Annotated in this window: 16 protein-coding genes and 1 pseudogene; 7 read left to right on the forward strand and 10 right to left on the reverse strand. The window is 72.3% G+C overall.

What is annotated here, in order from left to right:
• Positions 1–374 precede the first annotated feature (374 nt).
• The 5 genes from EDD32_RS13310 to EDD32_RS13330 all read right to left on the reverse strand — a co-directional run bounded on the left by EDD32_RS13310 (position 375) and on the right by EDD32_RS13330 (position 5,091).
• On the reverse strand, positions 375–1,175 hold the full coding sequence (locus tag EDD32_RS13310) for an ABC transporter ATP-binding protein (RefSeq protein ID WP_123918204.1): 801 nt from the start codon (positions 1,173–1,175) through the stop codon (positions 375–377).
• A 6-nt stretch (positions 1,176–1,181) separates the two neighbouring features.
• Positions 1,182–2,048: an ABC transporter ATP-binding protein gene (locus tag EDD32_RS13315; RefSeq protein WP_123918206.1), complete on the reverse strand. Its 867-nt coding sequence runs from the start codon at positions 2,046–2,048 to the stop codon at positions 1,182–1,184.
• Positions 2,038–3,024, reverse strand: a complete 987-nt coding sequence (locus tag EDD32_RS13320; protein ID WP_123918208.1) for a branched-chain amino acid ABC transporter permease — start codon at positions 3,022–3,024, stop codon at positions 2,038–2,040. Before EDD32_RS13320 ends, EDD32_RS13315 begins: the two co-directional genes overlap by 11 nt.
• A gap of 11 nt (positions 3,025–3,035) precedes the next feature.
• Positions 3,036–4,433, reverse strand: coding sequence for a branched-chain amino acid ABC transporter permease (locus tag EDD32_RS13325; RefSeq protein WP_123918210.1), 1,398 nt, complete (start codon positions 4,431–4,433; stop codon positions 3,036–3,038).
• Between the two features lie 247 nt (positions 4,434–4,680).
• A complete protein-coding gene (locus EDD32_RS13330; RefSeq protein WP_123918212.1) occupies positions 4,681–5,091 on the reverse strand; it encodes a PaaI family thioesterase in 411 nt (136 codons plus the stop codon).
• A 188-nt stretch (positions 5,092–5,279) separates the two neighbouring features.
• Here EDD32_RS13330 and polA point away from each other — a divergent pair, with 188 nt between their 5' ends.
• Positions 5,280–7,916, forward strand: coding sequence for a DNA polymerase I (gene polA, locus EDD32_RS13335; RefSeq protein ID WP_211338975.1), 2,637 nt, complete (start codon positions 5,280–5,282; stop codon positions 7,914–7,916).
• Between the two features lie 107 nt (positions 7,917–8,023).
• On the opposite strand, the gene EDD32_RS13340 is transcribed toward polA, so the two are convergent.
• Positions 8,024–8,830 (reverse strand): class I SAM-dependent methyltransferase, encoded by an 807-nt coding sequence (locus EDD32_RS13340; RefSeq protein ID WP_123918216.1) that lies wholly within the window; start codon positions 8,828–8,830, stop codon positions 8,024–8,026.
• A 193-nt stretch (positions 8,831–9,023) separates the two neighbouring features.
• On the opposite strand from EDD32_RS13340, the gene rpsA reads away from it, so the two are divergent.
• Complete coding sequence (gene rpsA / locus EDD32_RS13345; RefSeq protein WP_123918218.1) at positions 9,024–10,499, forward strand: 30S ribosomal protein S1; 1,476 nt, start codon at positions 9,024–9,026, stop codon at positions 10,497–10,499.
• 717 nt (positions 10,500–11,216) lie between these two features.
• On the opposite strand, the gene EDD32_RS13350 is transcribed toward rpsA, so the two are convergent.
• On the reverse strand, positions 11,217–11,648 hold the full coding sequence (locus EDD32_RS13350; protein ID WP_123918220.1) for an OsmC family peroxiredoxin: 432 nt from the start codon (positions 11,646–11,648) through the stop codon (positions 11,217–11,219).
• Positions 11,649–11,791: 143 nt separating this feature from the next.
• Here EDD32_RS13350 and coaE point away from each other — a divergent pair.
• From coaE to EDD32_RS13375, 5 genes and pseudogenes are all read left to right on the forward strand, one after another.
• Positions 11,792–12,379, forward strand: a pseudogene (gene coaE / locus EDD32_RS13355) (dephospho-CoA kinase); the annotation flags it as partial.
• 231 nt (positions 12,380–12,610) lie between these two features.
• A complete protein-coding gene (gene uvrB, locus EDD32_RS13360) occupies positions 12,611–14,695 on the forward strand; it encodes an excinuclease ABC subunit UvrB (protein WP_123918224.1) in 2,085 nt (694 codons plus the stop codon).
• Positions 14,696–14,927: 232 nt separating this feature from the next.
• Complete coding sequence (locus tag EDD32_RS13365; RefSeq protein WP_123918226.1) at positions 14,928–16,097, forward strand: TerC family protein; 1,170 nt, start codon at positions 14,928–14,930, stop codon at positions 16,095–16,097.
• A gap of 7 nt (positions 16,098–16,104) precedes the next feature.
• Complete coding sequence (locus tag EDD32_RS13370; protein ID WP_246006128.1) at positions 16,105–16,887, forward strand: IclR family transcriptional regulator domain-containing protein; 783 nt, start codon at positions 16,105–16,107, stop codon at positions 16,885–16,887.
• Positions 16,888–16,976: 89 nt separating this feature from the next.
• A complete protein-coding gene (locus EDD32_RS13375; RefSeq protein ID WP_123918228.1) occupies positions 16,977–17,735 on the forward strand; it encodes an IclR family transcriptional regulator domain-containing protein in 759 nt (252 codons plus the stop codon).
• Positions 17,736–17,743: 8 nt separating this feature from the next.
• On the opposite strand, the gene EDD32_RS13380 is transcribed toward EDD32_RS13375, so the two are convergent.
• From EDD32_RS13380 to EDD32_RS13390, 3 genes are all read right to left on the reverse strand, one after another.
• The gene (locus EDD32_RS13380; protein ID WP_123918230.1) at positions 17,744–18,004 is read right to left on the reverse strand and encodes a hypothetical protein; all 261 of its coding nucleotides are present in this window, start codon (positions 18,002–18,004) and stop codon (positions 17,744–17,746) included.
• Positions 18,005–18,113: 109 nt separating this feature from the next.
• Positions 18,114–19,079, reverse strand: coding sequence for a bile acid:sodium symporter family protein (locus tag EDD32_RS13385; RefSeq protein ID WP_246006129.1), 966 nt, complete (start codon positions 19,077–19,079; stop codon positions 18,114–18,116).
• Positions 19,076–19,363, reverse strand: a complete 288-nt coding sequence (locus EDD32_RS13390) for a YciI family protein (protein ID WP_123918232.1) — start codon at positions 19,361–19,363, stop codon at positions 19,076–19,078. The genes EDD32_RS13385 and EDD32_RS13390 overlap by 4 nt, the downstream gene beginning before the upstream one ends.
• Positions 19,364–19,366: the final 3 nt, after the last annotated feature.

Raw genomic sequence — 19,366 nt, forward strand, 5'->3', positions numbered from 1 at the left:
GCGCGTCTGCCGGTGCGGCTGCGTTGCTGGCCGGTGCGGCTGCGTTGCTGGCCGGGGCGGCTTCTTGCTGACGGGGGCGCTGCCTCGCCGCCGGTGCCTGATTCCGTCCGTCGCTGTCCGGCGGGCGCCACGAGTAAGCAGCCAACGGGTCGGGTCAGCTGGAGGTTCCCTGCTGACTGGCCCCGCCTGCTGCTGGTTCGGCGCGGAGGTACTGACTGGCTGCGGCCGGGGGGTCGCCGCGGGCCGGCGGGCGCGGCCCGATCGGCCGCGCCGGTCGGGCGGTGCCGCAGGAGCTAGCTCAGGCCGCGCCGGTCGGGCGGTGCCGCAGGAGCCAGCTCAGGCCGCGCCGGTCGGGCCGTGCCGCAGGAGGTTGCTCAGGCCTCGCCGGCCCGCACGGCGGCATCCTCGACGTCGGCGGCGAGGGTGCCCAGGTACAGCTCGACGACCTTGGGGTCGTCCATGAGCTCACGTCCGGGCCCGGAGTAGGCGTTCGTGCCCTGGTCGAGGACGTAGGCGCGGTCGCAGATCTGCAGCGCCCGGCGGGCGTTCTGCTCGACGATGACCACCGAGACACCGGCCTTGTTGATCTTCCGGGTGCGCAGGAACGTCTCGTCCTGGCGCACGGGGGACAGGCCCGCGGAGGGCTCGTCGAGCAGCAGGACCGAGGGGTCCATCATCAACGCGCGGGCCATCGCGACCATCTGCCGTTCGCCGCCGGACAGCGACCCGGCCCGCTGACGGCGGCGCTCGCCGAGGTCGGGGAAGATCTCCACGACGGCGGCGAAGCGCTGGGCGAACCTCTTGGGCGCCTGGTAGACGCCCATCTGGAGGTTCTCCTCGATGGTCAGGCCGGGGAAGACGTTGTTGTTCTGGGGGACGAAGCCCACCCCCCGGCGCACGAGGCTGTCCGCCCGCTCGTTGGTGACGTCCTCGCCGTCGAGCGTGACCCGTCCGGATCGGACGGTCACCAGCCCGAACAGCGCCTTGAGGAGCGTGGACTTCCCGGCCCCGTTGGGTCCGATGATGCCCACCAGCTCACCGCGGTGCACCCGCAGGCTGCACCGTTCGAGGATGTTGACGCCCGGCAGGTAGCCCGCGACGAGCTCCTCGGCGGCCAGGAGCGGGGAGCCGTCGGGCTCGCCGAGGTGGACGGGGCGGGTCGGCGTCGTGGTCATCGGTCCTCAGTCCTGGAGCAGGGCGTCGTCGCCGAGGTCGGTGTCGTGGTGGGCGCCGAGGTAGGCGTCGACGACGGCCGGCTCACGCATGACCGAGTCGGCGGGGCCCTCGGCGACGATGCGCCCCTCGGCCATGACGACCACCCAGTCGGAGATGTGGCGCACCATGTGCATGTCGTGCTCGACGAAGAGGACGGTCATCCCCTCGTCGCGCAGGTCGGTGATGTGCGCGAGGAGGGACTGGGTCAGGGCCGGGTTCACCCCGGCCATCGGTTCGTCCAGCATGATCATCCGGGGCTCGGACATCAGGGCCCGCGCCATCTCGAGGAGCTTGCGCTGGCCGCCGGAGAGGCTGCCGGCGAAGTCGTCCTTCTTGGTGTCGAGCCGGAACCGCTCGAGCAGGGTCATGGCCCTGTCGGTGATGTCCCGCTCCCGTGCGCGCCACAGCCGGGGGACGAGCGCGACGGCGGGGTGCTCGCCGGGCTGGCGCGTGGCACCCAGGCGCATGTTCTCCAGCACCGTCATCCGGTTGAGCGCCTTGGTGAGCTGGAACGTCCGGACCATGCCCGAACGGGCGACCCGCGCCGCACCCAGGCGCTCGACCTGCCGGCCGTCGAACCACCACCGCCCCGAGCTCGGCCGGTCGAAGCCGGTGAGCAGGTTGAACAGGGTGGTCTTGCCCGCGCCGTTGGGCCCGATGAGTGCGGTGATCGCGTGTCGGGGGACCTCGAGGTGCTCGACGTCGACCGCGGTCATGCCCCCGAAGGAGCGCTTGACGTCGTCGACGACGAGGATCGGGTCCGGCTTGGCCGAGCCCGGGGCCCGCTCGGTGTGCGTGAGGTCCGCGCGGGGGCGGGTGGTGTCAACGGACATGGATCGCCAGCTCCTTCTTGTCGCCGAGGATGCCCTGTGGTCGGAAGATGATGAGCGCCATGAGGGTCACGCCCACGAGGATCCAGCCGAAGGCCTCGATCTGGGCCACGCTCATGACGTCGGACGGCACGACGGCGCGCATGAAGCCCTTGATGAGCATGAGGGAGGCCCAGAAGAGCATCGAGCCGATGATGGGTCCGAACACCGTCGCCGCCCCGCCGAGCAGGAGGATCGTCCACACGTAGAAGGTCGTCGGCCGGCCCAGGGAGTCCGGCTGCACCGCTCGCGGCAGGACGTAGAGGATCCCGGCGAGGGCGCCGAGCACGCCACCGAGCACGAGAGCTTGCATCTTGTACCCGAAGACGTTCTTGCCGAGCGATCGCACCGCGTCCTCGTCCTCCCGGATGCCCTTGAGCACCCGTCCCCAGGGGCTGCGCATGAGGCGCCAGACGAGCAGGGCGGCGAGCACGACGACCGCCCAGCCCACGAGGCGCAGCCACCAGCTGTTCGAGGCGTTGATCGCATAGCTGAACGGGCCGAGGGCGAAGCTGCCGTCGGGGAAGGGGGAGGCGTCCTGGAAGGTCTGCTTGAAGGAGTTGCCCAGCAGGCCGTTGGAGGCGCCGGTGACGTCCGTCAGGGCGGTCGACCGGCCCACGAGCCGGACGATCTCGGCCGCCGCGATCGTGACGATCGCCAGGTAGTCACCGCGGAGCGTGAGCGTCGGGATGCCGAGGAGGACGGCGAAGGCCACGGCCGCGGCCACGGCGGCACCGACGGCCGCCCACAGCGGCCAACCGGCGATGGTGGCGATGGCGAAGCCGTACGCGCCGAGCAGCATGAAGCCGGCCTGGCCCATGTTGAGCAGCCCCGTGAGCCCGAAGTGGACGTTGAGCCCGATGGCAGCCAGGGCGAACGCGGCCGTGGTGGGGGCGAAGAGCTCGCCCGCCACGTTGGTGAGGAGGTTGGACCAGTCCATGGCGCTGCCCTTCAGCCGACGCGTTCGGCGCGGCCGAGGATGCCCTGGGGCCTCAGCAGCAGAACGAGGATGAGGATGACCAGCGCCGCGGCGTAGCGCATGTCGCTGGGGATGACGAGGGTGGACAGCTCCACGACCAGGCCGATGACGAGCGAGCCGACGAGTGCGCCGTACGCCGTGCCGAGGCCGCCGAGGGTGACGGCGGCGAACATGAGCATGAGCAGCGCCGTGCCCATGTTCCACCGGGTGGCGGACAGGTAGAGCCCGAGCAGCACCCCGCCGAGGGCCGCCAGGCCCGTGCCCATCGTCCACACGAGACGCACGATCCGGTCGACACCGATCCCTGAGGCGGCAGCCAGGGCGGGGTTGTCCGAGACCGCGCGCGTCGCGCGGCCGAGCCGGGTGGTCCCCAGGAAGAGCGCGACGGCGACCAGCACCACGACGGCGATCACCACCGAGACCGCGGACTGCTGGGTGAGGCTGACCGGCCCGACGTCGATGATCGGCGGGTTCGACGTGACGATCCGCAGGCTCCCGCCGCCGGCGAAGAGGTTGAAGGCGTACTGCAGAGCCATCGCCAGGCCGATGGTGACGATCATCTGCTGGGTCAGACCCACCCCCCGGCGGCGCAGCGGTGCCCAGATGCCCAGGTCCTGGACGTAGCCGACGACCAGCCCCGCGGTGACGGCGAGGAGCCCGGCGACCGGCAGGGGCAGGCCCACCACCTGCGTGAAGAAGTACGCGAGCAGGGCGCCGAGGGTGACCTGCTCGCCGTGGGCGAAGTTGCTCAGCCCCGTGGTGCCGTAGATGAGGGACAGGCCCACCGACGCCAGGGCGATGAGCAGGCCGAAGATCAGGCCGCTGACCACGAGCTGGCCGACCCGGCCCGCGCTCGCCCCGGTCGCGGTGGCCGACTCGGGGGCGAGCTCGACCTCGTCGGACGTCCCGTCCGAGCCGCCGGTGGCGGCCTCGCTCGCATCGTCGCCGGCCGGTGCAGGCGCCGCCGCGGGCGGACCCAGGGGGAAGAGGGCGCCGGCGGAGCTGCCGAGGGTGACGGTGACGGTGCGGGGGTTGGCCGCGGGGTCCCGGAGCGTCTCGCCGTCGGGCAGCGTGGCCTCGTCGAGGGTGACCGTGTGCTCGCCCGGCTCGGTGACGGCCGCGACCCACCGGCCCGTCCCGTCCGTGACGGCCGCGACCGTCCCGCCGGGCCCCTCGACGCTCAGCTCGACCCCGACGGCCGGCTCACCGTCGGCCGTGCGGATGGTGCCGGCCAGGCAGGCGGTGGTGGCGTCGGGGGTGCAGGTCGCGGTGGCGGCGACGGCGGTCGCGGGCTGGAGCAGCCACAGGGCCGCCAGCAGGAGGCCCAGGAGGGCGCGGGCGCCGGCCCACGCTCTGGCTGCCGGTCTCATGAGGGCTCCGTCCTGTGGCCGAGCGGGCCGGACGGTGGAGGCCGTCCGGTGCCGCGAGACTAGGGACGGAGTGTTTCCGTGGCGTTGCGCCCACCGGACGACGGTGTTTCGTCGGCGGCAGCGGCCGAACCGCGCGTGGGCGAACCGCGCGTGGGCGAACCGCGCGCGATCGAACCGCGCGCGGCCGACGTGCGCGCGGCCGAGCTGCGCGTGAGCGCCGCGGAGGGCGTAGGACGTACCTGAGTGGTCAGGACCGGTCGAGGACCAGACAGCTCAGCCGGGCGGTGCAGACCCGCCGGCCGGCGTCGTCGACGATGGTGATCCCGTAGCTCGCTGTGGTGCGACCCTCGTGCAGCGCCTCGGCGGTCGCGGTCACCCAGCCGTCGCGGACGCCTCGATGGTGCGTGGCGCTCAGCTCGGTGCCCACCGCGACCCGGCCGGCGCCGGCGTGGATCGCCGCGGCGTAGGAGCCGACGGACTCGGCCAGGACCGCGGACGCGCCGCCGTGCAGCAGGCCGTAGGGCTGGGTGTTCCCCGCGACGGGCATGCGCGCCACGACCCGTCCGGCGGACGCCTCGAGGACCTCGATGCCCAGCTTTGCGCCCAGTGCGTCCGCGCCGGAGCCACGGAGGTCGTCGATGATCTCGTGCACGGTCATGGGGACAGCGTGGCACGGCCGGGCAGGCACCGCCGTGAGCGCGCCCGCGCCGCCGTGAGCGCGCCCGCGCCGCGGTGGCACGTCCGGGGTATCGGCGTGTCGACGCGCCGGCGGCGGCGTCGGTGGCGGCGGTTAGGGTGGCACCCGTGACCGAGTCCCCCCGCCTGCTCCTCGTCGACGGCCACTCGATGGCGTTCCGCGCGTTCTACGCCCTGCCGGCGGAGAACTTCTCCACCACCACCGGTCAGCACACGAACGCCGTCTACGGGTTCGTCTCGATGCTCATCAACCTCATGGCGGAGGAGCGGCCCACGCACGTCGCCGTCGCGTTCGACGTCGCCGGCGGGACCTTCCGCACCGAGGACTACGCCGAGTACAAGGGCAACCGCGACGCCGCGCCGGCGCCGTTCCAGGGGCAGGTCCCGCTCATCCAGGAGGTCATGGGTGCGATGAACGTCCCGGTCCTGGAGAAGGCCGGGTTCGAGGCCGACGACATCCTCGCCACCCTCGCGACCCAGGCGGCGGCCGCCGGGCTCGAGGTGCTCATCTGCTCGGGCGACCGCGACACCTTCCAGCTCGTCGACGAGGCAGTGACCGTCCTGTACCCCGTCAAGGGCGTCTCGACGATGAACCGGATGACCCCCACGGCCGTCGCCGAGAAGTACGGCCTGCCGCCGGAGCGCTACCCCGACCTCGCCGCCCTCGTGGGGGAGACGAGCGACAACCTTCCCGGTGTGCCGGGGGTGGGCCCGAAGACGGCCGCGAAGTGGATCGTGCAGTACGACGGGCTCGACAACGTCATCGCCCACGCCGACCTCATCGGGGGCAAGGCCGGCCAGAGCCTGCGCGACAACCTCGACCAGGTCATCCGCAACCGCCGCCTCAACCACCTCCTCACCGACGTCGAGCTGCCGCTGGGCGTGGACGACCTCGCCCGTCGACCGCTCGACCGCGAGAAGGTCCACCAGGTCTTCGACGCCCTGGAGTTCGACGTGCTGCGCAAGCGGCTGTTCGACTCCCTCCCCGAGGCGCAGGGGCCGGCCGAGCCGGCGCCCGCCCTGGACGTCGACGTCGTCGCGCACACCGCGCTCGACGGCGGCCTGGCGCCCTGGTTCGCGGCGCGGGCCGGGCGCCTGCTCGGCCTGGACGTCACAGGCAGCGCCGCCCAGGGGACCGGTGACGCGTGGGCGCTCGCCGTCGCTGACGACGCCGGGCACGCGGTGACCGTGGACCTCGCCGAGGTCGACCAGGATCAGGAGCAGGCCCTCGCGGCCTGGCTCGCCGACGGCGACGCCCCCAAGGCGCTGCACGAGGCCAAGTCGGCCTGGCACGCCCTGGGCGGGCGCGGTCTCGAGCTCACCGGCGTCGTCATGGACACCGCCCTGGCGGCGTACCTGTGCCACCCCGACCAGCGCAGCTACAGCCTGCCGGACCTCACCCTGCGCTACCTCAAGCGCGAGCTGCGCGAGGACGAGGGCGAGGGCGGTCAGGCCATGCTCTCCCTCGACGGTGAGGCGAGCGACCGGGTCGCGGGGCTGCGCGCCTCCGCCGTCGTCGAGCTCGCCGGGGCGCTCGGCGCCGACCTGGCCGACCGTGAGGCCACCGCGCTGCTCACCGACCTCGAGCTGCCCGTCCAGCGCGTCCTCGAGGGCATGGAGCGGGCCGGGATCGCCGCGGACGTGGCCAACCTCGACGCCCAGCGCGGCGACTTCGACCACGCCGTCGAGCGGGCCGCCGCGCAGGCGTACGAGGCGATCGGCCACGAGGTCAACCTCTCCAGCCCCAAGCAGCTCCAGGAGGTGCTGTTCACCGAGCTGGACATGCCCCGGACGAAGAAGACCAAGACCGGCTACACCACCGACGCCGACGCCCTGGCCGACCTCTACGCCAAGACCGGCCACCCGTTCCTTGAGCACCTGCTGGCGCACCGCGACCAGATCCGGCTCCGCCAGACGGTCGAGGGCCTGCTCCGGTCCGTGGCCGCGGACGGGCGCATCCACACGACCTTCCACCAGACGATCGCCGCGACCGGACGCCTGAGTTCCACCGATCCGAACCTGCAGAACATCCCGGTGCGCACCGAGGACGGGCTGCGCATCCGCGAGGGCTTCGTCGTGGGGGAGGGGTACGAGAGCCTGCTCACCGCCGACTACTCCCAGATCGAGATGCGCATCATGGCGCACCTGTCCGGTGACGCCGGGCTCATCGAGGCGTTCCGCTCGGGCGAGGACCTGCACTCCTACGTGGGCTCGCGGGTCTTCGAGGTGCCGACCGACGCCGTCACCGCGGCGCAGCGCAGCAAGATCAAGGCGATGAGCTACGGCCTCGCGTACGGGCTCAGCGCGTTCGGTCTCTCCCGTCAGCTCAAGATCGAGGTGGGTGAGGCGCGCACGCTCATGGACGAGTACTTCGAGCGGTTCGGCGGCGTCCGCGACTACCTCACCGGCGTCGTCGACGAGGCCCGCCGCACCGGGTACACCCAGACCATCATGGGCCGGCGCCGCTACCTGCCCGACCTCACCAGCGACAACCGGCAGCGCCGGGACATGGCCGAGCGGATGGCGCTCAACGCCCCGATCCAGGGCTCCGCCGCGGACATCATCAAGGTCGCCATGGTCCGCACCGCGCAGGGCCTGGCCGAGGCCGGCCTGCGCTCGCGCATCCTCCTGCAGGTCCACGACGAGCTCGTCCTCGAGGTCGCGGCCGGCGAGGCCGATGAGGTCGAGCGGATCGTCCGCACCCAGATGGGTGCCGCGGCAGACCTGTCCGTGCCCCTCGACGTCTCCGTCGGCACCGGCCGGTCCTGGCGCGACGCCGCGCACTGAGGCACACCGACGGCGCCCGGTCGGCCGGTCGCTGCCGGCGCGTCGACGCCGCAGTCGGCGGTCGCCGCTACGGTCGGCAGGTCGACGTGACGGCCGCCGGGTCGACGCTACGGCCGGTGGGTCCGGAAGATCGCCGTGCCGGGCAGCAGGGCGCCGCGCACCGGTCCCCACCCGCCCCACACGGACGAGTTGTCCGTGGGCCACTCCGGCTCGACCAGGTCGTCGATCACGAGGCCCGCGGCGACGACGTCACGCACGTGGTCGCCCAGGGTGCGGTGGTACTCGGCGTAGACCGGTGCCCCCGAGGCGTCGCGCTCGACGTACGGGGTGCGGTCGAAGTAGGAGCGGTCCGCGGTCAGGCCCCGTTCGCCCGGGTCGTCCGGAAAGGCCCAACGGATCGGGTGGGTGACGGCGAAGACCCACCGACCCCCCGGCCGGAGCACCCGGGCCAGCTCGGCGTGGATCGCGGCCGCGTCGGGCACGAACGCGATGGCGCCGTACGCGGTGAAGGCCACGTCGAACGAGCCGTCCGCGAAGGGCAGGGACCGCGCGTCGGCGAGGACCTTCTCGACCGGGACCCCCGTGACGGCGTCGAGCTCGGCCGCCCGGGCGAGCATCCCCTCCGCGACGTCGGACGCGACGACGTCGACACCCTGCGCGGTGAGCCACCGCGAGCACTGTGCGGCGCCCGCGCCCACCTCGAGCACCCGCAGGCGGCGCAGCGCCGTCACCGGACCGAGCAGGTGCGCCTCGGCCTCGCGCAGTCCCTCGGGGCACCAGCGGAAGTCGGCCTCCCCGAGGAACGTGCCGTGCTCGGCCAGGTAGTCGCCGGCCCCGGCGCTCCACCACTCGGCGTTCGCCCGGGCGGCCGCCGCACCGTCGACGCTCTCGTAGCCCGCGCTCGTGATGTCCACCCGCCCAGTGTGGCCGAGGCGGGGGAGACCGACGTCACTGCCGTGCCGGGCCCGGGGCCGGGAGGGCCGGTTGCCGCGCCGTCTCCGGCGTCGGTAGGATCGACGGGCGCATGTATGTCTTCATGCTGCCTGCAGTTCAGCACCACCCATCCTGTCCGCACTACTTCCTGTCCGCATCGGAGTCCACAGCTCAATGACCACCACTACGCCCACGCAGCCGACGTCCCCCCAGGTTGCCGTCAACGACATCGGCTCGGCCGAGGACTTCCTCGCCGCCATTGACGAGACCATCAAGTACTTCAACGACGGGGACATCGTCGAGGGCACCATCGTCAAGGTCGACCGGGACGAGGTCCTCCTCGACATCGGCTACAAGACCGAGGGCGTCATCCTCTCTCGCGAGCTCTCCATCAAGCACGACGTGGACCCCGACGAGGTCGTCTCCGTCGGCGACAAGATCGAGGCCCTGGTCCTGCAGAAGGAGGACAAGGAGGGCCGGCTCCTCCTGTCCAAGAAGCGCGCCCAGTACGAGCGCGCCTGGAGCACGATCGAGAAGATCAAGGACGAGGACGGCGTCGTCACCGGCACCGTCATCGAGGTCGTCAAGGGCGGCCTCATCCTCGACATCGGCCTGCGTGGCTTCCTCCCCGCCTCCCTCGTGGAGATGCGCCGCGTCCGCGACCTCCAGCCCTACGTGGGCAAGGAGCTCGAGGCGAAGATCATCGAGCTGGACAAGAACCGCAACAACGTCGTCCTCTCGCGTCGCGCCTGGCTCGAGCAGACCCAGTCCGAGGTGCGCTCGCACTTCCTGCAGACCCTGCAGAAGGGCCAGGTCCGTCCCGGCGTCGTCTCGTCGATCGTCAACTTCGGCGCGTTCGTGGACCTGGGCGGCGTGGACGGCCTCGTGCACGTCTCCGAGCTGTCCTGGAAGCACATCGACCACCCGAACGAGGTCGTCGAGGTCGGCCAGGAGGTCACCGTCGAGGTCCTCGACGTCGACATGGACCGCGAGCGTGTCTCCCTCTCGCTCAAGGCGACGCAGGAAGACCCGTGGCAGGCCTTCGCGCGCACCCACGCCATCGGCCAGGTCGTGCCGGGCAAGGTCACCAAGCTCGTCCCGTTCGGCGCGTTCGTTCGCGTCGAGGACGGCATCGAGGGCCTGGTCCACATCTCCGAGCTCGCCCAGCGTCACGTCGAGCTGCCCGAGCAGGTCGCGAAGGTCGGCGACGACGTGTTCGTCAAGGTCATCGACATCGACCTGGACCGCCGTCGGATCTCGCTGTCCCTCAAGCAGGCCAACGAGGGCGTCGACCCCAGCAGCGAGGACTTCGACCCGTCGCTGTACGGCATGGCCGCGGAGTACGACGAGGCGGGGAACTACAAGTACCCCGAGGGCTTCGACCCCGAGACCAACGAGTGGCTCGAGGGCTACGAGACCCAGCGCGAGGCCTGGGAGGCCGAGTACGCCAAGGCGCACGCCCGCTGGGAGGCGCACAAGAAGCAGGTCGCGTCCGCCCAGGACGCCGACGCCGAGGCTGCCGACGCCGGGGTCTCCGGTGCGGGTCAGGCCGGCCCGGCGACCTACAGCTCGGCCCCGGCCGAGGCCGCCGGCACGCTGGCGTCCGACGAGGCCCTCGCCGCGCTGCGCGAGAAGCTCACCGGCAACTGAGCCACCCGGCTCTGAGCTGACGAGGCCCGCCGTCCCCCGAGGGGGACGGCGGGCCTCGCCGCGTCTGGGCCGACGGTCCTGCCGTACGGGCCCGACGCCTACCCGCGCGCTACCGGTGTCCCGCGTGCCCGCCGCCGACGAACCGCCTGCCGCGGGGTCCGGTCGCCTGCTTGCGCGCTACGGGTGGTCCGGGTGCCGTGGGGTTCGGGCGCCTGTGGTGCGCCGCCGGCGCTCCCGCCTGCCGTGGGTCCGGCGCGCGTCTCGTCGAGGTAGCAAGAAACGGGACGAGTCAGCAGGAATGTCGGTGCTGACTCGTCCCGTTGGGTGCTGATTAAGCTCGAACCTGCTGACTGAGCGCAGGTCCCTCGTCCGGTGCCCGGTGCCCGGTACCCGGATCCCGGTGTGGTCCAGCGCCTCCCTCGTCGAGGCAGTAGGCAACGGGACGAGTCAGCAGGAATGTCGGTGCTGACTCGTCCCGTTGGGTGCTGATTGGGCTCGAACCTGCTGACTGAGCGCGGGTCCCTCGTCCGGTGCCCGGTTCGCGGTGCCCGGATCACGGTGCCCGGTGCCCGGTGCCCGGTGCCCGGTGCCCGGTACCCGGATCCCGGTGCCCGGTGCCCGGTGCCCGGTGCCTGGAGCGCGACTGGGTGTGAGCCTTCGCGCCACCGACGGTCCGGCTCGCGTGCCGCGTCGAGGTCCGCTCTCGCCGGGCCGTGCTCAGACCAGGGTGGCCGTGAGGGTGATCGTGGTGCCGGTCAATGCCTGGCTCACCGGGCAGCCCACCTTGGCGGCCTCGGCGATGCGCTGGAAGTCCTCCTCGGAGATGCCCTCGATCTGGGCGTTCACCGTGAGGTGGATGCCGGTGATGCCCTCGCCGGCGACGAACGTGGCCTCGGCGGACGTGTCCAGCTGGGCGGGCGGGGTGCCGTTCTGGTCGAGCTCGTTCGAGAACGCCATGGAGTAGCAGGTGGCGTGCGCGGCGGCGATGAGCTCCTCGGGGGAGGTGGTCCCCCCGGCCTCCTCCGCACGGGCCTTCCAGTTGACGTCGAACGTCCCGAGTCCGGAGGTGTCGAGCCGGGCGGTCCCGGAGCCCTGGAACAGGTTGCCCCGCCAGGTGGCGCTGCCCTTGCTCACGACTGGGTTCGGCATGGTGGTGTCCTCCTTCCCGGGCCCGGTCCCTCCGGGCTCGGTGTCATGCCCATCCTGCCGGTCCTCCTGCCGGGGCGCAGAGGGAGGCGGCGACGACGCCGGTAGCCTGGGCAGGTGCGCTCGTCTCCCGCCCCGGCCCGGCCGTGCTGAGCGTCGGCCTCACGGGCGGCATCGGCTCGGGCAAGTCGACCGTGGCCGCGGAGCTGGCGCGGCTGGGTGCCGTCGTCGTCGACGCCGACCGGATCGCGCGCGAGGTCGTGGAGCCCGGGACCCCCGGGCTCGCGGCGGTCGCCGCGGAGTTCGGGCCAGAGGTGCTCCGCCCGGACGGCTCGCTCGACCGTCAGGCTCTCGCCGCGCGGGTCTTCGCCGATCCGGCCGCGCTGCGCCGGCTCGGGGAGATCACCCACCCCCTCGTCGCCGCCGAGAGCCGGCGCCGGCAGGAGGCTGCGGCGCCGGATGCGGTGGTGGTCCACGACGTGCCCCTCATCGTCGAGAACGGCCTCGCCGACCACTACGACCTCGTCGTGGTCGTCGGCGCGGACGAGGACACCCGTACGGCCCGGCTGGTCTCCTCCCGCAGCATGACCGAGGACGACGCGCGTGCCCGGATCCGGGCCCAGGCCGACGACGACGCCCGCCGCGCCGTCGCCGACGTCTGGCTCGACAACTCCGGCACGACGGACGAGCTGCTCTCCGCCGTCGGCCGGCTCTGGCGCGAGCGGCTGCTGCCGGCGGCGCACGGGTCCGGCCTCACCGCAGGCTGACGACCCCCGGGAGGTAGCCCGCTGTCCGTCCGGCCGGCTGACCGCCTCCGGATGACCAGCGGGGCGCACTGCGGACATCGTCGGTGCGGGGATCTCCTCCTGGCCGGCCTGCTCCCGGAGGACCCCGGACCGTCCGCCCTGGGCCGAACGACGGACCTCGCCCCGCCCGATGTCGGTGCCCCGACGTACCGTTGACCCATGCGCCCAGTGACCGACCTGCAGCGTGCGGTGGCACCCTTCGAGGTCGTCTCCGACTACGTCCCCTCGGGCGACCAGCCCACCGCGATCAAGGAGCTCACCGAGCGGCTGCGCGCGGGGGAGAAGGACATCGTCCTGCTCGGCGCCACCGGTACGGGCAAGTCCGCGACCACCGCCTGGCTCGTCGAGCAGGTGCAGCGCCCCACGTTGGTCATGGCGCCCAACAAGACGCTGGCGGCCCAGCTGGCCACCGAGTTCCGCGAGCTCCTGCCCAACAACGCCGTCGAGTACTTCGTCTCCTACTACGACTACTACCAGCCGGAGGCGTACGTCCCGCAGACGGACACCTACATCGAGAAGGACTCCTCGATCAACGACGAGGTCGAGCGGCTGCGGCACAGCGCCACGAACTCCCTCCTCACCCGTCGCGACGTCATCGTCGTCGCGTCGGTCTCGTGCATCTACGGCCTGGGCACGCCCCAGGAGTACGTCGACCGGATGGTCCAGCTGCGCATCGGGGACCGGGTCGACCGGGACGACCTGCTGCGCCACTTCGTGTCCATGCAGTACACCCGCAACGACATGGCGTTCACCCGGGGGACCTTCCGCGTCCGCGGGGACACGATCGAGATCATCCCCGTCTACGAGGAGCTCGCCATCCGGATCGAGCTCTTCGGCGACGAGATCGAGACCCTGAGCACGCTCCACCCGCTCACCGGGGACGTGGTGCGGCGCGAGGAGGCCGTCCATCTGTTCCCGGCCACGCACTACGTCGCCGGGCCGGAGCGGATGGAGCGGGCGATCGGGACCATCGAGGCCGAGCTCGCCGAGCGGCTCGACGACCTCGAGCGCCAGAACAAGCTCCTCGAGGCCCAGCGGCTGCGCATGCGCACCACCTACGACATCGAGATGATGCGCCAGATCGGCACCTGCTCGGGCATCGAGAACTACTCGCGGCACATCGACGGCCGCGGGCCCGGCACCGCCCCCCACACCCTGCTGGACTACTTCCCCGAGGACTTCCTCCTCGTCATCGACGAGTCGCACGTCACCGTCCCGCAGATCGGGGCGATGTACGAGGGGGACATGTCCCGCAAGCGCACGCTCGTCGACCACGGGTTCCGCCTGCCCTCGGCGATGGACAACCGGCCGCTGCGGTGGGAGGAGTTCCTCGAGCGCATCGGCCAGACGGTCTACCTCTCCGCGACTCCCGGGCCGTACGAGCTGAGCCAGTCCGACGGCGTCGTCGAGCAGATCATCCGGCCCACCGGGCTCGTGGACCCCGAGGTCGTCGTCAAGCCGACCAAGGGCCAGATCGACGACCTCCTCGGCGAGATCCGCGACCGGGTCGACCGTGACGAGCGCGTGCTCGTCACGACGCTGACGAAGAAGATGGCCGAGGACCTCACCGACTACCTCCTCGAGCGCGACGTCCGCGTGCGCTACCTCCACTCCGACGTCGACACGCTGCGCCGGGTCGAGCTGCTGCGTGAGCTGCGGCTGGGGCAGTACGACGTGCTCGTCGGCATCAACCTCCTCCGGGAGGGGCTCGACCTGCCGGAGGTGTCCCTCGTCGCCATCCTCGACGCCGACAAGGAGGGCTTCCTGCGGTCCTCGACCTCGCTCATCCAGACCATCGGGCGCGCCGCGCGAAACGTCTCGGGCCAGGTGCACATGTACGCCGACAGGATCACGGCGTCGATGGCGCACGCGATCGAGGAGACCACCCGCCGCCGCGAGAAGCAGGTGGCCTACAACACCGAGCACGGCATCGAGCCGACGGCGTTGCGCAAGAAGATCGCGGACGTCACCGACATGCTCGTCCGGGAAGACATCGACACCGCCGAGCTGCTCGAGGGCGGCTACCGCGGGGCCGGCGGGAAGGACCGGAAGCGGGGCGGCACGACCGCCCGCGAGAAGCTCGCCGGTGCGGCTGCCAGCGAGCTGGCGCAGCTCATCCACGACCTCTCGGACCAGATGCACGCCGCCGCCGAGGAGCTCCAGTTCGAGCTCGCCGCCCGTCTGCGGGACGAGATCTCGGACCTCAAGAAGGAGCTCCGGCAGATGACGGCCGCGAACGCCTGACGCCGCATCCCTGGCCCGCGACGGCGTCGCCGGTGTTGCGAGCGCCACGGTGGACCCGCGTGGCCGGGCCCAGGGGGGTGCCGTATCCTGGCCGGGCGGAGGGGAGTATTCCCCACAACAGTGGTGCCGTCATCACGGCCGGTCGTGGACCGGCTCGGTGCCATCGGCCCGGCGATCCGTCGCCCGGGCGGGAAGAGACCTCCGGTACCCGCCCCTACGTACCGGAGGAAATGTGGACGTCCACGCTCTCGGTTGGATCCTGCTCATCGGCATCATCGTCGTGATGATCGCCGTCGACATCATCGGCCATGTCCGCACCCCGCACGCCCCCTCCATGAAGGAGGCCGCCTGGTGGTCGGTCGCCTACGTGGCCATGGCGATCGTCTTCGGCTTCATCGTGTGGATCGGCTACGGCGGTGTCTACGCCGGTGAGTACTTCGCCGGGTACGTGACCGAGAAGAGCCTCTCGGTGGACAACCTCTTCGTCTTCGTCATCGTCATCGCCGCGTTCCGGATCCCCCGGAAGTACCAGCAGGAGGTCCTGCTCGCCGGGATCGTCATCGCCATGGTGCTCCGGGCCATCTTCATCGCCGCCGGCGCCGCCGTCATCGAGAACTTCTCCTGGGTCTTCTACCTCTTCGGGGCGTTCCTCATCTACACGGCCGTGGCCCAGGCCCGCGAGGGCGTGGAGAAGCCGGACGAGCACGACGAGTACCACGAGAACGGCTTCGTCCGGCTCGTGCGCCGCTTCGTCCCGGTCACCGACGGGTTCGTCGGCGGCAAGCTCGTCCACCGCCACGCCGGCAAGACGATGATCACCCCGATGTTCCTGGCGATCCTCGCGATCGGCAGCGCCGACATCCTGTTCGCCGTCGACTCCATCCCGGCCATCTTCGGCCTCACCCGGGAGCCGTACCTGGTCTTCGCCGCCAACGCGTTCTCCCTGCTCGGCCTGCGCCAGCTGTACTTCCTCATCGACGGCCTCCTCGACCGGCTCGTCTACCTGCACTACGGTCTCGCCGCGATCCTCGGCTTCATCGGCGTCAAGCTCCTCATCCACGCACTCCACGAGAACGAGCTGCCCTTCATCAACGGCGGCGAGCACTGGGACGTCCTGCCCGAGCCGTCCATCGTCGTCTCCCTCCTGTGGATCGTCGGCGTCCTGGCCATCACGATCGTGGCCAGCCTGCGGCGGAACAAGAAGGACGAGCGTCTGGCCGCCGCCGAGGAGGTCCTCAAGTCCGGTGGCGAGACCACCGAGGGGGAGCGGCACCTCCCCCGCGAGGAGGGTGCAGCCCCTCTGCCGTCGGACACGGACGAGGGGGACGACCCCCGTGACGAGGACCGGCGTGCCGCGGCTCGCGGCGCCGGTGACGGCCGGCGTACCGACCACGACGACTGAGCGGCCGGTGACGGCCGGTTCGCCGGAGTCCATCCGCTCCCTCGAGCGCGGGCTCGGCGTCATCAAGGTCTTCGATGCGGACCACCCCCGGCTCGGGCTGTCCGAGGTGGCGGCCCGCTCGGGCCTGCCCCGCGCCGCCGCCCGCCGCGCGCTGACCACCCTCGTCGAGCTCGGGTACGCCGAGCAGTCCGGGCGTGACTACACCCTCCGGCCGCGCCTGCTCGACCTCGGCTTCCTCCGCCTGGCCGACCTCAGCCTCGCCGACGTCGCCCGCCCGCACCTGTCGACCCTCTCGGAGCGGCTCGGTGCATCGGCGTCGGCGTCGGTGCTCGAGGCCGGCCAGATCGTCTACATCGCCCGCGCCGCCACCCGGGACCTCATGCGTGTGCGGATCCGGACGGGCACCCGGTTCCCCGCCGAGTCGACCTCCATGGGCCGGGTCCTCCTCGCGGCCCGCTCACCCGAATGGATCGAGGGGTTCGTCGCCACCGTGCGGGTCGAGCGCCGCTCGCCGTACACGACGACGGACACCGACCGGCTGCGCTCGATCCTGGCGCTGACCCGCCGTCAGGGTTACGCGCTGGTGGACCAGGAGCTCGAGGAAGGGCTCCGGTCGCTGGCGGTGCCCGTCCGGGACCGGACGGGCACCGTGGTCGCCGCCGTCAACGTCGCGACCATGGCGGAGCCGGGCGGAGCGGAGGCGTTCCTGCGCCGCGCCCTGCCCGAGCTCCGCGCGGCCGCGGCAGCCGTGGAGGCCGACCTCGTGCCGGTCAGCCACGTCCTGTCCTGACGCCGCTGCCGGTCGGCCGCGTCCGGTGCCTACCCCGCGCCGGTATCCTCCGTGAACACCTGCACGGCTGACGAACGAGGAGACGGTCCATGGACCCGGTGGCACCCGCGTCGGAGGGCTTACAGTCCCTCGCACGCGGCCTCGCCGTCATCGAGACGCTCGCCGCCGCCGACGAGCCGATGACCCTGGCGAGGGTCGCGCAGTCCGCCGGGCTCAACCGCGCGGTGACCCGCCGCGTCCTCCTCACCCTCGTCGACGTCGGCTACGTCCTGGCCCACGGCCGGGACTTCACGCTGCGGCCCCGCGTCCTCGAGCTCGGCGAGGCCTACCGGGCGAGCCTGCGCCTGCCCGCGATCGCGGTCGGCCCCATGCAGGACCTCACCCGGTCGACCGGGCGCTCCAGCGCGCTCGGGGTCCTCGACGGGGCGGACGTCGTCCACGTGGAGCGGGTCGCCGCGGGCCGGATCGTCGACGCCGTGCCGGACATCGGCACCCGGTTGCCCGCCCGCACGAGCGCCCTGGGCCGGGTCCTGCTCGCCGCGCTCCCCAAGGGCGCCCTCCGCGACGTGCTGCGCGGCGGTGTCGCCGCCCCGTTGGCGGAGGACGACGAGCTGGTCGCGACGCTCGCCGGCGTGCGGGCGCAGGGCCACTGCGTCGTGGCCGAGGAGCTGCAGCGCGGACTCACCTCGGTGGCGGCACCGGTGCGGGACGCGACCGGCCGGGTCGTGGCGGCCGTCGACCTCGCCCTGACGACCGTCACCCTCCCTGACGGGCGCGTGCCCGAGGACGACGTCGCCGCGGTACGTGCCGCCGCCGAGGCGATCTCGGCGGCCGCCGCCGGGCTCTGACGGCGGGTCTACTCCTTGCAGGCCCCGAAGTGGTCCGCGTCCCGCCGCTCGACGTTGCCGCCCATCGCGATCGGGATGATGCCCACACCGGTGAGCGGCCCGCCCTGCCCGGCGGGGGTCTGCTCGGTCTGCCGGGCGCCGGCGTTGTCCGCGGCCGGTGTGCAGCGCAGCGGGTTGATGCCGTGGACGTGGGCCGAGGCCCCTACGGCGGGGGCGACCACGAGGCCGGCCGCACAGATGGCTGTGGCGAGGATCCTGCGCACGCTCATGCTGACTCCTTCGTCGGCGGGGCGCCCCACGTCGTCGTGGGACGTCGTCACCGGTGGTACGGCCGTCGACCCCGCACGGATTGCGACCGCGGCGGTCGGAGATCGAGGGTCAGTCGGCCCGGACCGCCAGCCGCCGCGCCAGCACCGCCGCCACGACGAGCTGGAGCTGGTGGAAGATGATGACGGGCACCGCGATCGTGGCCGCCGTCGCGACCGGGAAGAGGACGGCCGCCATCGGCAGGCCGGTCGCGAGGGACTTCTTCGAGCCCGCCATGAGCAGGGCGACCCGGTCGGCCCGGTCCAGCCCCAGCGCCTGCCCACCCGTCCACGTGGCGGAGAGCATCACCGCCAGGAGCGCGGCGGAGAGGAGCAGCAGCGCGGCGACCATGCCCCACGTGACCCCCTCCCACACGCCGGCCGCCGTGGCCGCGGTCACGGCGCCGAGGACCACGAGCAGGATCGTCCCGCGGTCCACCGTGAGCGTCAGCCACCGCCGAGCCCGGACCCATCCGCCGACGAACGGCTGGAGGAGCTGGCCCACGACGAACGGGAGGAGCAGCTGGAGCAGGACGTCGCGCAGGCCGCCCAGACCGACCGAGCCCGAGCGGCCCATGAGCGCGAGGACCAGCAGCGGCGTGACCACCATGCCCAGGACGTTGGAGAGCGTGGCCGCCGTGATCGCCCCGGCGACGTTCCCGCGTGCGATGGAGGTGAAGGAGACCGACGACTGGACCGTCGACGGCAGCAGGGTGAGGTAGAGCATGCCGGTCGCGAGCGCCGCCCCGAGCAGCGGCACCGCGGCGGCGTGCAGCAGCAGGCCGAGCAGCGGGAAGAGCAGGTAGGTGGCGGCCAGGATGCCGCCCTGGAGGCGCACGTTGCGCATGCCCGCGAGCACCTCCCGGGTGGACAGCCGCATGCCGTACACGAGGAAGAGCACCGTGACGGCGACGTCGCCGGCGGTGGCGATGACGTCGCGCGCAGCCGCGGGGACGGGGACGAGCAGACCGAGGAGGAGGACGAGGACGAGCGCGACGACGAACGGGTCCACCCAGGTGCGCAGCGCGCGTCCGATCACCTGATGTCGCCGATGACCGGCTTCCACGCGCGGGCGGTGCGGCGGGTGATGAGGTGGGCCCGGTGGAACGGGTCCGGGTCGAGCGCCTTGACGGCCTCGTCGTGGTTCTCCGCCCGGACCAGCAGCAGTGCGCCGGGGGTGGCGTTGTCGAGCCACGGCCCGGAGGCGATGACGACACCCTTGCCGTTGAGGTCGGAGAGGAAGGCCCGGTGCTGGGGGCGGAGCGTCTCGATGTCCTTGGTGCGGTTGAGGTCGTAGACGTACTCGACGGCGAAGATCGTCATGGT

Origin of the sequence: Georgenia muralis, from assembly GCF_003814705.1 — a bacterium.
Classification (GTDB): Bacteria; Actinomycetota; Actinomycetes; order Actinomycetales; family Actinomycetaceae; genus Georgenia; species Georgenia muralis.

Coding starts and splice junctions, on each gene's coding strand:
- uvrB (WP_123918224.1), top strand. CDS start 12,611: ATGCGCCCAGTGACCGACCTGCAGCGTGCGGTGGCACCCTTCGAGGTC.
- EDD32_RS13310 (WP_123918204.1), bottom strand. CDS start 1,175: ATGACCACGACGCCGACCCGCCCCGTCCACCTCGGCGAGCCCGACGGC.
- rpsA (WP_123918218.1), top strand. CDS start 9,024: ATGACCACCACTACGCCCACGCAGCCGACGTCCCCCCAGGTTGCCGTC.
- polA (WP_211338975.1), top strand. CDS start 5,280: ATGGCGTTCCGCGCGTTCTACGCCCTGCCGGCGGAGAACTTCTCCACC.
- EDD32_RS13325 (WP_123918210.1), bottom strand. CDS start 4,433: ATGAGACCGGCAGCCAGAGCGTGGGCCGGCGCCCGCGCCCTCCTGGGC.
- EDD32_RS13315 (WP_123918206.1), bottom strand. CDS start 2,048: ATGTCCGTTGACACCACCCGCCCCCGCGCGGACCTCACGCACACCGAG.
- EDD32_RS13330 (WP_123918212.1), bottom strand. CDS start 5,091: ATGACCGTGCACGAGATCATCGACGACCTCCGTGGCTCCGGCGCGGAC.
- EDD32_RS13390 (WP_123918232.1), bottom strand. CDS start 19,363: ATGACGATCTTCGCCGTCGAGTACGTCTACGACCTCAACCGCACCAAG.
- EDD32_RS13375 (WP_123918228.1), top strand. CDS start 16,977: ATGGACCCGGTGGCACCCGCGTCGGAGGGCTTACAGTCCCTCGCACGC.
- EDD32_RS13350 (WP_123918220.1), bottom strand. CDS start 11,648: ATGCCGAACCCAGTCGTGAGCAAGGGCAGCGCCACCTGGCGGGGCAAC.
- EDD32_RS13380 (WP_123918230.1), bottom strand. CDS start 18,004: ATGAGCGTGCGCAGGATCCTCGCCACAGCCATCTGTGCGGCCGGCCTC.
- EDD32_RS13320 (WP_123918208.1), bottom strand. CDS start 3,024: ATGGACTGGTCCAACCTCCTCACCAACGTGGCGGGCGAGCTCTTCGCC.